Source organism: Ralstonia mannitolilytica, from assembly GCF_905397375.1.
GTDB classification, from domain to species: domain Bacteria; phylum Pseudomonadota; class Gammaproteobacteria; order Burkholderiales; family Burkholderiaceae; genus Ralstonia; species Ralstonia mannitolilytica.
On the sequence record NZ_CAJPVG010000007.1, the window covers coordinates 1 to 12,928 of the forward strand.

At 68.3% G+C, this 12,928-nt stretch carries 16 protein-coding genes and 1 tRNA gene; 2 read left to right on the plus strand and 15 right to left on the minus strand.

All coding sequences use genetic code 11. The annotated features are described in order from the left end of the window. Nucleotides 1–141: 141 nt before the first annotated feature. A complete protein-coding gene (locus tag KHN96_RS14050; RefSeq protein ID WP_115044234.1) occupies nt 142–1,098 on the plus strand; it encodes a hypothetical protein in 957 nt (318 codons plus the stop codon). 270 nt (nt 1,099–1,368) lie between these two features. Here KHN96_RS14050 and KHN96_RS14055 read toward each other — a convergent pair. From KHN96_RS14055 to KHN96_RS14120, 14 genes are all read right to left on the minus strand, one after another. Further along, nucleotides 1,369–1,444, minus strand: a tRNA-Ala gene (locus KHN96_RS14055). Nucleotides 1,445–1,491: 47 nt separating this feature from the next. Beyond that, complete coding sequence (gene soxB, locus KHN96_RS14060; protein ID WP_045785223.1) at nt 1,492–3,207, minus strand: thiosulfohydrolase SoxB; 1,716 nt, start codon at nt 3,205–3,207, stop codon at nt 1,492–1,494. Beyond that, on the minus strand, nt 3,204–3,716 hold the full coding sequence (locus KHN96_RS14065) for a TlpA family protein disulfide reductase (protein WP_045785224.1): 513 nt from the start codon (nt 3,714–3,716) through the stop codon (nt 3,204–3,206). Before KHN96_RS14065 ends, soxB begins: the two co-directional genes overlap by 4 nt. A gap of 12 nt (nt 3,717–3,728) precedes the next feature. Then, complete coding sequence (gene soxX / locus KHN96_RS14070; RefSeq protein ID WP_045785225.1) at nt 3,729–4,388, minus strand: sulfur oxidation c-type cytochrome SoxX; 660 nt, start codon at nt 4,386–4,388, stop codon at nt 3,729–3,731. A 16-nt stretch (nt 4,389–4,404) separates the two neighbouring features. Next, nucleotides 4,405–5,205, minus strand: a complete 801-nt coding sequence (gene soxA / locus KHN96_RS14075; RefSeq protein ID WP_045785226.1) for a sulfur oxidation c-type cytochrome SoxA — start codon at nt 5,203–5,205, stop codon at nt 4,405–4,407. 40 nt (nt 5,206–5,245) lie between these two features. Next, nucleotides 5,246–5,701 carry a DsrE family protein gene (locus KHN96_RS14080; RefSeq protein ID WP_045785227.1) on the minus strand — a complete coding sequence of 152 codons (456 nt, stop codon included), beginning with the start codon at nt 5,699–5,701 and terminating at the stop codon, nt 5,246–5,248. A 23-nt stretch (nt 5,702–5,724) separates the two neighbouring features. After that, entirely contained in the window at nt 5,725–6,036 is a 312-nt protein-coding gene (soxZ, locus tag KHN96_RS14085) for a thiosulfate oxidation carrier complex protein SoxZ (RefSeq protein WP_004628733.1), read from the minus strand. Between the two features lie 18 nt (nt 6,037–6,054). Further along, nucleotides 6,055–6,525: a thiosulfate oxidation carrier protein SoxY gene (gene soxY / locus KHN96_RS14090; protein WP_045785228.1), complete on the minus strand. Its 471-nt coding sequence runs from the start codon at nt 6,523–6,525 to the stop codon at nt 6,055–6,057. 10 nt (nt 6,526–6,535) lie between these two features. Then, the gene (locus KHN96_RS14095; protein ID WP_045785229.1) at nt 6,536–6,883 is read right to left on the minus strand and encodes a c-type cytochrome; all 348 of its coding nucleotides are present in this window, start codon (nt 6,881–6,883) and stop codon (nt 6,536–6,538) included. A gap of 163 nt (nt 6,884–7,046) precedes the next feature. Beyond that, entirely contained in the window at nt 7,047–7,934 is an 888-nt protein-coding gene (locus KHN96_RS14100) for an EamA family transporter (RefSeq protein ID WP_045785230.1), read from the minus strand. A gap of 119 nt (nt 7,935–8,053) precedes the next feature. Further along, nucleotides 8,054–9,349, minus strand: coding sequence for an NAD(P)/FAD-dependent oxidoreductase (locus KHN96_RS14105; protein WP_045785231.1), 1,296 nt, complete (start codon nt 9,347–9,349; stop codon nt 8,054–8,056). Beyond that, nucleotides 9,346–9,684, minus strand: a complete 339-nt coding sequence (locus KHN96_RS14110) for a c-type cytochrome (RefSeq protein WP_045785232.1) — start codon at nt 9,682–9,684, stop codon at nt 9,346–9,348. Before KHN96_RS14110 ends, KHN96_RS14105 begins: the two co-directional genes overlap by 4 nt. 142 nt (nt 9,685–9,826) lie before the next feature. After that, complete coding sequence (locus KHN96_RS14115; protein WP_045785233.1) at nt 9,827–10,645, minus strand: BON domain-containing protein; 819 nt, start codon at nt 10,643–10,645, stop codon at nt 9,827–9,829. Nucleotides 10,646–10,694: 49 nt separating this feature from the next. Next, entirely contained in the window at nt 10,695–11,096 is a 402-nt protein-coding gene (locus tag KHN96_RS14120; protein ID WP_045785234.1) for a YraN family protein, read from the minus strand. Nucleotides 11,097–11,131: 35 nt separating this feature from the next. Here KHN96_RS14120 and rsmI point away from each other — a divergent pair, with 35 nt between their 5' ends. Further along, nucleotides 11,132–12,034 (plus strand): 16S rRNA (cytidine(1402)-2'-O)-methyltransferase, encoded by a 903-nt coding sequence (rsmI, locus tag KHN96_RS14125; protein WP_045785235.1) that lies wholly within the window; start codon nt 11,132–11,134, stop codon nt 12,032–12,034. On the opposite strand, the gene KHN96_RS14130 is transcribed toward rsmI, so the two are convergent. Beyond that, nucleotides 12,031–12,771 carry a septal ring lytic transglycosylase RlpA family protein gene (locus KHN96_RS14130; RefSeq protein ID WP_062737707.1) on the minus strand — a complete coding sequence of 247 codons (741 nt, stop codon included), beginning with the start codon at nt 12,769–12,771 and terminating at the stop codon, nt 12,031–12,033. The two genes, rsmI and KHN96_RS14130, sit on opposite strands and share 4 nt — an antisense overlap. Between the last annotated feature and the right edge of the window lie 157 nt (nt 12,772–12,928).

The following is a 12,928-nucleotide window of genomic DNA, read 5'->3' on the forward strand; positions in this document are numbered from 1 at the left end:
TTGCAGGCGCAGTTGGAGGGCTACCTGGTCTCGCTGGGCATCTTGCAGCCCGGCCAGACGCTGAACGTCCGGGAAGCGCCGCCGGAAGCGGACACGGCCAATCCTGAGCCGCATCCCTCCACGATTGGCGAGGACTAACCGGTGGCCACGCACGACGCCTGGGCCTTGGTGTGCCGCTTGTTCGCGGGCGGCACGCCCATCCTTCGAGCCGCGCTCTCTCCCCGCGAGAGCGCCGCCTTGCCGGCCCTCGGGCAGGCGGTGAAGCCCACGACCCTGGACCAGCGATTCGTGCTGTGTCCCTACTGCCACCAGCACCGGGCGCAGGTCTGGGGCGGCGGGCGCCGGGGGTGTAGTTGTCAGTGCCCCGAGTGCGGGCCGGTGGCCGTCGAGGCCGACGACATGGCCGCGTTGGCGCTGGACGAGGAGTGGCTGCGCCGAAAGCTGCGGCTGGCGCTTTCGATCGAGAGCCGCGACGGCATCGACGCCCTCGGCGATGGCGTGTGGCGCCTTGGCGATTCCCGGTGCTCGCCAGTCCTGCTGGCGCGCGATCTGATCCGGCTATGGCGCGAGCCGGCCCTGCTGGAGCGGGTGCGGGTCGCAGGCGGGCCGATCCGCGTCATCACGCCGAAGCCGCGCGAGACGCGCGGGGCGCCCTTCGGCCCGGCCGTGGAGTGGTTGGCTCTGGAGGATCGCTTCGCCTTCTACGGAGGCGGCATCTCGTTCATCGCCCCGACGGGAGAGCCGCCAGCACCGCAGGCCAGCGATCCAACGACGCCGGTGAAGGGGCCTTTCTCGGCGGATTTCCGCTGGGTCACGCTGCCCGACTGGCCGCACGGCCCGATCCGGCTGACCGAGGCTCAGGCAGCAGTGTTCGAGGCCCTGTGGTCGTTCAAGGGGGAGCCCCGCACCGCCGAACAGATCATGCGGCGCGCCGGGCTAGACAGTGACAAGCCCATCGACGTGTTCAAGGTCAAGGCGCGCGACAAGGGCAAGCCCGAGGCCGAAGGGCCGCTCTTTGCTTATCGAACGCTCGTGGTCACGCAGAAGCGCGCGGGCCTGTACGCCATGCCCTGTGCTGCAGCATCGACTCCCGCGTAGGCTTGATGCGTTGCCCATCCAAGCACGATGGACAACCGATCGCGGTGACGCACGCACAAGTCGTTGATGCGCAAGCCCGTCTGCGTGCGCTCCGGCGAAGAAGTTGGCGCGGGTTTTGAGAGAACTGAGAGCAGAAGAGAGTCGAACCGGGCGACTTCCGGCCACCCTGCCACTACCGCGTGGCACACGCGGAACGCCGCCAAACCCCGCATGGTGTCGCGGAACCCGCAAATGAAAACGCCCAACCGATGAGGGTTGGGCGTTAGGTATTGGTGGACCGAAGGAGGATCGAACTCCCGACCTCCGCATTGCGAACGCGGCGCTCTCCCAGCTGAGCTATCGGCCCGTAGCCGCAAAGTTTATCCCAAATTCCCGGGCGGCTTCAATGGCGGGTCAACCCGCCCCGGCCTCCATGCCGGGGTTGCCGTCCACGCCCACGATGCGCGGCGTATTCAGCGGCCGGGCGGTCACTTCACGCTGGTCGCGCAGCCAGTCGGCGAGGACGTCCCACACGGGGCGGCCGCCGGCCTTGCGCGCTTCGGGCGACACGGCGGCCCAGCCGGCCACCTTGTAGCGGCGGTCTGCGTCGAGCGGTTTGTCGCCCAGGCGCATGTCGGTGATGCGGCGGCCCATCGGCCGGGTCGGGTCGATGGTGTAGCGCAGGCCGCCGGTGCGCACCATGTCGCCGCCCTGCTGGTAGTACGGGTCTGGGTTGAACAGGTTGTCGGCCACGTCTTCCAGCACGGTCTTGATGGTGGCGCCCGTCATCTCGGTGAGCGTGGTGGCCGGGTAGGTGATGGCGGTCTGGGCCATCAGCGCTTCCATGGTCAGGGCTTCGCCGGGCAGCAGCGTGGTGCCCCAGCGGAAGCCGGGCGAGAAGGCAATCTCGGCGCCCTGCGCGTGCATCAGGCCGTCGACGATGAGCTGGTCGAACGTGCCGTTGAAGTTGCCGCGCCGGTACAGCAGGCCGCGGTTGGTGGCGAGCGTTTCGCCCAGCTTGTCTTTGTACGGCGCGCGCACGCGGTCAATCAGCGCCGTCATGGCGGGGTCGGCCGGCAGCAGATCGGCAAACACGGGCAGCAACGTGTAACGGATGTCGCGCACGGTGCCGCCGCGCACATCCAGATCGAGCACACCGACAAACTTGCCGTTGGCGCCCGCGTTGGTGACGAGCGTCACGCCGCCCGGGTTGCTGACCTTGACGGGCGCGGGCACGGCATCGTGCGTATGCCCGCCCAGGATGGCGTCCAACCCGCGCACGCGCGAGGCGAGCTTCAGGTCGACATCCATGCCGTTGTGCGACAGCAGCACGACCACCTTGGCGCCCTTGCCGCGCGCCTCGTCAATCATCTTCTGCAGGCGTTCTTCCCGGATGCCGAAGGTCCAGTCGGGCGTGAAATCCGCCGGGTGCGCGATCGGCGTGTACGGAAACGCCTGCCCAATGATGGCGACCGGCACGCCGTTCAGTTCGCGCAGCACATATGGGTCGAACACCGGGTCACCAAAGTCAGCGGTCTGGATGTTCTGCGCGACAAAGGCGACCTTGTTCTTGAAATCGTGATCGACCACGTGGCGCACGCGGTCGGCGCCGTAGGTCATCTCCCAGTGCGGGGTCATGACATCCACGCCCAGCGCGAGGGCCGCGTCGACCATGTCCTGGCCGTTCGTCCACAACGCGGTGGCGGAGCCCTGCCAGGTGTCGCCGCCATCCAGCAGCAGCGCATTCGGGCGCGTGGCGCGCAGCCGCTTGATGAGCGTGGCCAGGTGCGCGAAGCCGCCCATGCGGCCGTAGCGGCGGGCGGCCTCGGTAAAGTCGAGCGCGGTGAAGGCGTGCGCGGCGCGCGAGCCCGGCGCAATGCCGTAACGCTTGAGCAGCGCGTGCCCGACCAGATGCGGCGGCTGCCCGGCCCATTGCGCCACGCCCAGGTTGACGCTGGGCTCGCGGTATTCGATGGGCAGCAACTGCGCGTGGCAGTCGGTGAAGTGCAGCAGGTGGACGTTGCCGAAGCGCGGCACGTCATAGCTGAACGTATCGGCGTGCGCGTCGGTCAGGCGCAGGCCGGCGGCTGCGGCAATCGCCAGGGCTTGAACGAATTCGCGGCGGTTCATTGTTTGGGGCTGTGTGCGTAGCGTGCCAAGTCGGCCACGTCGTCTTCCAGCATCTCGCCGACTTCCTTGCGCACCACGCGGCCCTTGGCGTCGAGCACGAGCAGTTCGGGCAGGCCCTTGCGCGGGCCGGTGGCGGCGCACAGCGCGTCGGTTTCCATCGTCACCGGAAAGGTGAAGCCGCGCTTGGCGACGTAGTCCTTCGCGAGCTGCGGGTTGGCGTCGATGCTGATGGTGAGGATGCGCAGGTCAGTGCCGCGCGTGGCGTCGTAGAGCTTTTGCAGGCGCGGGTTCTGCAGCGCGCAGAACGGGCACCACGACGCCCACGTGGCGATGATGACGGGGTGCCCGCGCCATGCATCGCCCGGCAAGCGCGTGCCGTCGAGCAACTGCACGTCGGGCAGCGCCACCACATCGCCCACTTCGACGGCCTGCGCATGATTGGCAAACTGCGCGGCGGCAAACACCATCGCCGCTGCCGTCCACATCAGGAACCGTCGAAGCGTACGCATGGCGTTATCGGCTTACTGGTTCACGGGCGAGGCCGGGTCGAACAACAGCGCCATCACGTCGCGGATCTGCTGTTCGGTGAGGATGCCCTTGTGCCCGAAGCGCGGCATGTTGGAGCACGCCGCATACGCGTTGGAGTTGTAGATCTTGCCCCACGTGTAGCGCAGGATCGCTTCCGAATCCCCACGCAGCTTGCCGTACTGGTACAGCGAGGGGCCGATGGTGCCGTAGGACAGTTCGTCTTTCGACAAGCGGTGGCACGCATAGCAATTGGCGCCGTTCGCGCCGCCGGCCGGGTCGGAGAACTGCATGCCGCGGCCGCTCTGCGCGGTCTTCTCGCCTTCCTTCCAGTCGCCCAGCCAGGTGTTGTCCGCCGGGTAGCGGATGGTCTTGAATTGCGCGTCTTCCAGCTTCTTGGCAACCGCAGCGGGCACGGCATTGCGGTCGGCAAACTGGCTGCAGACCTTCTGCACGTCGTCGCGCTCGGTCACGCCTTCCACGGTGGCCGGGCCCTTGGAGACAAAGCTCTCCTGGATGACTTTGGCGAGCGCCGCGTCGGCCTTGGCTTCGGGCTTGGGCGGGGTGACGGCCTTGGGGGCGTCGGCTGCGTGCGCGGTGCCGGCAGCCAGGGCCAATGTGAGTGCCGTCAGAACGATGGGGGTCAGTCGGGTCATACGTGGCCTCATCGTGTCATCGTTTGATGGACGGCGCGTCCATCTTGCCGCCGTTGGCGTTGCGGGCGAGGAACATCTCCAGCGCGGTAATCACCTCGCTGCCGTAGAGCGGTTCCGGAAAGCGCTGCTGGCGCAGGCAGTCATACAGGCGGTGCTGCATCGTGCGTACCTCGCCCTGCGAGACGCGATAACCCGGCCAGGTGGAATACGCAAAGCGCGCGCCGTCGGCGGTCAGCAAGTCAGGCAGCTCCTGCAGGCGGATGCGCAAACCCGGCTGGGCATGGCACGTGGCGCAAGCAAAGTCGTACGCGCCGCCGCGGTAGAAGAACATGCGGCGGCCGAGTTCGTACACGCGCTTTTCTTCGGGGTGGGCGAGCGGAATGTCGATGGCCGCGCCGCGCGATTCGGACGTGATGTACGCCATCAGGCGTTCAATGTCCGACGGCTTGCCGGGCGACGAGAACGGGCGGGCCGATGCCTCTTCCTTGGTCAGCCCCTGCAGCGTCATGCGGCAATGCATGAGGCGCTGTTCGGCGTCCATCACGCGGCCGGTGTCTTTGAAGTAGCGCGGCAGCTTGGCGTAGGCGCCCTTCACCACGCCGGGGCCAAGGCCCAGGTCGCATGCTTCAAGCGAGGCCTGCCTGGGGCCGGCGGGCTTCTTCCAGAGTTCTTCGCCGGCGGCTTCCCAGAGTTCGGCCGGGTTGCCGTCGGCCAGCATCTCGCGGTACTGCGCGATGCCGGCGGCGGTGCTGTCCTTGGCGTCCTGCGCGGATGCCATGACGGCGCTGCCGGCAACCAACGCCGCAGCCAGCGCCATCGTCCATGTCTTGTGTTTCACGGTCCCCTCCGTGGGTCGCCTACGGTTTGATATAGGCGAAACCTTCTTCCTGCTGCAAGCGGGTGATTTCCACCACGCCGGCCGGCACTACCTTGGCTTCGAGCAGCAGCTTGTCTTCCGGCACCTTGAAGGCCATCAGCGAGTTGTGGCACACGCGAAACTCCACGCCCATGCTGGCCAGCGCCGCCACCGGTGCATCAAACGGGCGGCCCTGCGCATCCTTGGCGCCTTCAACGAGGAAGTCGATGCCGTGGCCCAACGCCACCACCACGATCTTCGTGCCGGGTGCGCCGTTCAGGTGGTTGCGCAGGTTGCCGATGGCGCGCACGGCCTGGTCGATGCCTTCGCTCAGCTGGTAGACCACCTTGTAGCGGGCACCGGCGCCGCCAGCGCGCGGGGCGTTCTGGGCAGCGGCCTTGCCGGCCACGCTCAAGGCCGCCAGCGCGGCGGTCACACGAAAGAAGCTGCGTCGCATGTGGGCCTCCGGGCCTTTGCTGTTTACTGAATGGACGTTTCGTCGGTGCGCTTGTCGCCGTGGTTGTCGACCCACGTGACCGTCACCTTGTCGCCCTTGGCGCCGCCCTTGAACTTGAAGTTGAGGAACGGATCTTTCGACACGGCCGGGCCGAACTGCGCGTCCAGCACCGTCTTGCCGCTGTGCTGCACCGTCACGTTGGTGATGTGCCAGGCGGGCACGACCTTGCCGGACGCGTCTTTGCGCTGGCCGGTTTCCATGTCGTGCTTCATCAGGATCTTCACGTCGGTGGTGCCGCCGTTTTCCATTGCGCGAATGCGCATCGGGTCTGCCATGGTGTGTTCTCCTGAGGTTTAACCGCCGCAGCCACCAAGGGTGACCTTCACTTCCTTGCTCGCCAGCACCCATTTGCCGTTGGCGCGCACGGCGGCGTAGACCGTTGACGTCTCGCCCATCTTCACGCGCGTGCTGACAAACGGGTCGGTGCCGGCCGGAATGGCGAACGTGGCGGCCAGCGTGTTCGGGTTCTTTTCGACCAGGATGGCGATGAGGTCGGTGCCCGGCAGCGTGCTCGTCACGACCAGCGGCACCACGGCGCCGTTTTCTGCAATGTCCGGTGCGGTGAGCTGGATGCCGGCGCCGCCCTTGTCGACCGCGCCGCCGCCCAGTTGCTTGAGCACGTCGTTTACGCCCTTGACGCTGAAGGCGGCCTTGTTCCACTCGGCCGCCTGCGCGGGCGTGGCGATGCCGGCGGAGACCAGCAGCGCCATCATCGCGCCCGCGCGCAACACGTCGCGGCGGCTCACGTTGATCGGTTCGTTCATCGCCCTGCCCTCACTTGGCCGGGGCGCCCGCGAGCACCCAGTCGATCACGGTTTTCAGGTCGGCATCGGCAATCTTCGGATTGGCCGGCATCGGGATCTGGCCCCAGTTGCCCATGCCGCCCTCGCGCACCTTCTTGATGAGCTTGGCTTCTGCGCCCGCATCGCCCTTGTATTTGGTGGCCACGTCCTTGTACGCCGGCCCGACGAGCTTGCGGTCGACGGCGTGGCAGCCCATGCAGGCGTTCTGGTTGGCGATGGATTGCGCGCGGGCCGCGTCAACGGCGGCGTGCACGGGCGCGGCGGACAGCGCGAGGCCGGCCAGCACGGCGCCGGCAGCAAGCGTGGGGGCGAACTTCATGTGGTCTCCAGACGGTGGGGCTGCCCGCATGCGTGCGCGGGCCAGATGGTGAGAATCGGACCCGGTATTGTGCCCCAAGTGTGGGCAACCGCCCTGCCGCCGCCCCAAAGCCAAACGCCGGCAACGTCGCGGCCCGGGCGCTTGGCGGCGGGTGGCATGCGCCTCAGGCCATCGCCCGCCGCGCCGCCAGCCGGCCGCCGAAAACGTTCAGAAGCAGCCCCGCCATGACGACCGCGCCGCCGAGCCATTGCGCGGGCACCAGCCGCTCGCCCAGCAGCACGGCCGCCGACACCAGCCCCACCACCGGCACCAGCAGCGTGAGCGGCGCAACCTGGCTGGCCGCGTAGCGCGCCAGCAGACGGCTCCACAGGCTGTAGCCGAAGATGGTGGCGCCGAACGACAGGTAGACGATCGCCCCGATGCTCGATGCGCCGATGTTCGCCAGGCTGTGCGCGATCTGCTCCGGGCCTTCCATCCAGAACGACAGCAGCAGGAACGGAATCGGCGGGATCAGCGCGCCCCACACCACCAGGCTGACCACATTCACCGGCCCGACGCGCTTGGTGACGATGTTGCCGCTGGCCCACGAAAACGCCGCGCACAGCGTCAGCAAGAAGCCGGCGGTGGTCATGCCCGTGACCGAGCCGCCGCCCGCCATGCCAATGACGGCCAGCCCGCCCGCGGCCACCGCCATGCCGGCCAGGTGGAACCAGCGGATCGGCTCGCGCAGCACGATGGCGGCAATCGTCAGCGTAAAGAAGGCCTGCGACTGCAGCACCAGCGAGGCCAGCCCGGCCGGCATGCCCACATACATGGCCGAGAACAGGAACGCGAACTGTCCGAAGCTGATGGTGGCGCCGTAAGCCACCAGCCACTTGAGCGCAATCTTGGGGCGCGGCACGAACAGCACGGCCGGGAACGCGACCAGCGCAAAGCGCAGCGCACCCAGCAGCATGGGCGGCACACCGTGCAGGCCCACCTTGATGACGACAAAGTTGACGCCCCATACCAGCACAACGGTCAGGGCCAGCAGCAGATCCTTGGGAGACATGATGATCGGAATGGTGTTGCGGCCGCCCGCGCGGCCATCTGACGCACTCTAGGCGCGCGCGGCACGCGCGACTTGCTCAATCTTGCGCATTGTTCGTGCCGCCGCGGGAAGCCGCGTGCTCAGCCCAGCATGTCCGACCAGATCGCGCGGCTCCAGCCTTGCGCGAGCCTGCCCTCCGCCACGGACGGCGCCTCGGAAAGCCCACCGGCGCCGGACACCGTCACCATGGTGCGCTCGGCGGGGTCATAGCGGTGGACAGTTGCCACGTGCATCGCCTCGTCCGGCGCGGTGAAGCTGTAGCAGGTGTTCGTATACAGCGGCGACGCATCGGGCGCGTGGCCGGCGAGCATCGCCACCACGGCGGCGGCGGCCACCTTGCCGTGCTGGTTCGCCATGTGGCCGGACTTGGGCATCAGCGGCGCGGTCTGGATGGCATCGCCGATCACGTGCACGCCGGTCGCCACCTTCGATTCGAACGACAGGAAGTCGACCTCGCACCAGCGTCCGTTGGCCGTCGCCAGCCCGGCCTGCACGGCAATCGCTCCGGCACGCTGCGGCGGGATCAGGTTGACCACATCGGCCTGCACGTCGTCCTGCACGTCGAACTTCAGTACGCGGCCGGTCGCATCGATGTCGACGGCGTTGTATTGCGGCCGATATTCGATATGCCGGGGGTAGCGCTCGGCCCACACGCGCTTGAACAGCGCGCCCTTGGACGTCACATCGTCATTGGCATCGAGGATGAGCACGCGCGAGTCGGGCTTGGCGCGCTGCAGCCAGTGCGCGATCAGGCAGGCACGCTCGTACGGCGCGGGCGGGCAGCGATACGGCGCGAGCGGAATGCTGATCGCCACCGTGCCGCCGTTGGGCATGGCCTCGAGCCGGTGGCGCAGCGCGAGCGTCTGCATGCCGGCCTTCCACGCGTGCGGCGCCTGTGCCGCCGTGGCGGGGTTCGCCAAGCCGGGAATCGCACCCGCAATGAAATCGATGCCGGGCGACAGGATCAGGCGGTCGTAATCCAGCGTGCCGCCGCCGGCCAGGCGCACCTGCCTTGCACCGACGTCGATGGCCGATGCGCGATCCCGCACCCAGCGCACCCCGTGGCGCCCGACCAGCGCGTCGTACGGCACGGTCACCGACGCCAGGTCGCGGTCGCCGGACACCACGAGGTTCGACAAGGGACACGAAACGAACGTCGCGTTCGGCTCGACCAGCGTCACGTCGACACGCCCTCCGGAGAACGTGCGTACGTACTTGGCCGCCGTGGCCCCGCCATAGCCGCCGCCAACCACCACGACACGCGCATTGCGCGCGCCCGACAGCGACGCACATGCCGCCAGCGGCCCGGCCAGCGCCGTCGCGCCCAGCGCGCGCAGCACGGCCCGCCGGTCCTTCGTGCAGGGAGATGCGGTCATGGTGCCTCCTGCGATTGGCGCGACAGCCAGCCGGCAATGGCGGCGATCTGCGCATCGTCATAACCACGCGCAATCTGGCCCATCACCGTGGACGGGCGTGTGCCGTTGCGGAACGCCTGCAGCGTATCGATCAGCTCGGCCTGCGAGCGGCCCGCGAGCGGGGGCAGCGTCTGTACGGCGCGCCCGGCGCCCGGCGCGGTATCGGCGTGATGGCAGCTCGCGCACGATGCCGCCCATGTGCGGGCCTGGGGGTCGGAGGGCGGACGATCGGCCGCGCGGGCCGTGGGCAGTGCCGCCAGCAGAGCCGCGGCGGCAAGACGGTGGACGACGGGCATGGGGGGCAGCGAAGTCGGGCAAGCGTCATACGCTAGCACGCACCGCCGGCCATGTGCCTGGGTGATGCGCGCAGCCAACAAAAAACGCAGCGCGATGGCTGCGTTCTTTGCAAAGCGGTGGGGGCCGAGGCTGCCGGCACCGTTACGGCAGCTGCTTGCCCGGCGGCAGCGCCGGCGAGGTGGTCGGCGACACCGTCACCCCGGGCGATGCGGAGGTCACGGGCGCGGGGGCCTGCGTGGCCGTCGGCGTGCCGCGCACCGTGGCGGGCGTGCCTTGCGACGCGTCGGGCGCCACCGAGGGGTTGGTCGACGTGGCATTCGCGTCCAGGCGCTTGCGCTCGTCTTCGCTCACGTAGTCGAACACCTTCACGACCTTGTTGACGCCGCCCACGGTGCGCACCGCTTCGGTGGCACGGTTGCCTTCGGCTTCGGTCACCACGCCCATCAGGAAGACGGTCTGCGCTTCGGTGGTCACCTTGATGGAGTTCCAGGGCACGCCTTCCGCGCCGGCCAGCACGCCCTTCACCTTGGTGGTGATGTAGGTGTCGTTGGCACGCGAGCTCATCGTGCTCGATTCAGGCGTCACGACCAGCTCGTTGACCACCTCGCGCGCATTCTCGAGCTTTTGCGCGTATTGGCCGATCTCCTGCTTGGTCTGCTCGGTGCCGGCTTCGCCCGTCAGCAGCACCTTGCGGTTGTAGACGGTGACGTTGACGTGCGCGCGGCCGTTGTAGCGCGAGATCAGCGTGTTCTCGGCCTCCATCTGCAGGCCGCGGTCGATGGTCTGCGTGGCGGTCGGGCGTCGGTCGGTGGCCAGGGCGACGCCACCGGCCACGGCGCCGGCAAACAGCGGGAAGCAGGCGGTCAGCTGCGTGGCGGTGATGCCGGCCAGGGCGGCCAGCACAACGGTGCGCTTGACCGAGTGACGCAAGCGGGCAGACGTAGGCGACGAGGGTTTCATGCTGTCCTTGAATGAAGTCCGGAAGAGAGAAGAGCGACAAGAGCGAGATTCACGCTTCGACACCAAAGGCATCGCGCATCCACTCGATGCGCGTGCCGTCGATGGCGATGACGTCAAAGCGGCAGGCGGGGACATCCTGCGCCTGCTGCGCGAGAAAATCTTCGGCCGCCGCGATCAGGCGGCGCTGCTTGGCCGGCGTCACGCTGGCGGCCGCACCGCCAAAGCGCTGCGTGGAGCGTGCCACGCGGGCACGGACTTCCACGAAGACCAGCGCGCCGGCCGCATCGCGCATCACCAGGTCGATCTCACCGGCCTTGCAGCGATAATTGCGCGTGACCACCGACAGGCCCCGCGCTTGCAGATAGCGGAGTGCGCGGTCTTCGCCGGCATCGCCGGTCGCGGCTGTGAGTGGCATCGTGGACTGCGAAGAGACGGGCTGCGGCGCGTGCATTGGCGGTTTGAACCAAGTGACGGAGAGAAGTTCTCGTGAGTGATCCTGACTGGACCCTGCTGGCGCACGACCAGCATTACCCCGCCGGCGCATTATATGTGGTGGCCACCCCCATCGGGAACGCCGCCGACGTATCGCTGCGGGCGCGGCACGTGCTCGGCCTGGTCGATGCGGTGGCCTGCGAGGACACCCGCAACACGGGGCAACTGCTCAATCGGCTGGGACTGTCGCGCCCGATGCTGGCCGCACACGAGCACAACGAGCGCGAAGCAGCCGAGCGCATCGTGGCGCGTCTGGCGCAGGGCGAGCGCATCGCCTATGTGTCGGATGCCGGCACGCCGGGCGTGTCCGACCCCGGCTCGCGCATTGTGCAGGCCGTGCGCGCGGCGGGCCATCGCGTGATTCCTCTGCCCGGCGCCAGTGCCGTGGTGACTGCGCTCTCGGCCGCTGGCGAGCTGCTCGACACGTCCGCCGGGCAATTCACCTTCGTCGGCTTCCTGCCGCCCAAGGCGGGGCAGCGCGATGCGGCCATCCGCCAATGGGCGGCGCACGGGCCGGCGTGGGTCCTGTACGAGGCGCCGCATCGCATCGACGCGACACTGGCGGCGCTGGCCGAGCATCTGCCGGCGCGGCGCGTGCTCATCGGGCGCGAACTGACCAAGCTGTTCGAGCAGATCGTCGTGCTGCCGGCGGCGGAGGCGCCCGCATGGCTGGCCGCCGATGCCTCGCATGGCAAGGGCGAATTCGTGCTGGTGGTGGAAGGTGCGGGCGCGCAGGACGCGGCGCCCACGGCCCTGGCAGCGGACCAGGTCTTGCGTCTGCTGTTGGCCGAGCTGCCGGCCAAACGCGCGGCAAAGCTGGCGGGCGCGATCACCGGTGCGCCGGTCGATGCGCTGTACCAGAGCGCGCTGGCGCTCAAGAACGACGGGAAGGATTAACGGTGCCGCGCCTTCCTGGCGCGATGCTTCACACGCTTGGCCGGCGTGGGGTCGTCGGCGCCCACATCGGCATCGCCATCGTTGCTGGCCACGTCGGTTTGCGTGAGCTCGGGGCGCAGCGCTTCGACTTCTGCGCGTGACAGGCGGCGGATCTCCACGCGGGTCGAACCGCGCTTGACGAAATCGAGCCGCTTGGCGGCGGCGTACGACATGTCGAGGATGCGCTTGCCGTAGTACGGGCCGCGATCCGTCACCTTGGCGACGACCACGCGGTCGTTGGCGAGGTTGCGCACGAGCACCCAGCTCTGCAGGGGCAGCGACGGGTGCGCCACCGTGAAGGCATTCATGTCGAAGCGCTCGCCGCTGGCGGTGCGCCGGCCGTGGAAGCCGCGGCCGTACCACGAGGCGATGCCGCGCTCTTCGAAGGTGCCCAGGTCTGCGCGCAGGCCGGGCGTGGTGTCGGTGTTCTCGTCGAGCTTGAGGCCGTTCGAATCGGGCACGCCGCGAAACGACAGCGAACCCCAGGCGTCGGGGTTGTCGCGCGGGTCGGCCGGCTTGAGGGCAGTCGCGGGTGCGGCGGGCTTGCTGGCCTGCACGCCGGTCTGTGTGCCCGCAGGCGGTTCGCCCGGGACAGCGGCACAGCCCGCCAGCACCAGCAGCGTGGTGCCGTGCGTCAGCCAGGCACGCAGCGTGCGGCCGGCCAAAAGGCTGGAGATCGGGTGGGAAAGCTTGAGCATGGGCGCGAGTCTAACACGCATGCTTTGGTCGACTATTTACATTTCCTATTAAAACGATCACATCATGCAGTCATCTCGCATCAATTTTGTAAAATTTTCTTTCTGATGTAACAGGCCGGCCCGCGAGCCCAGTGCTGGCGCGGGCTCGGGCCGATAC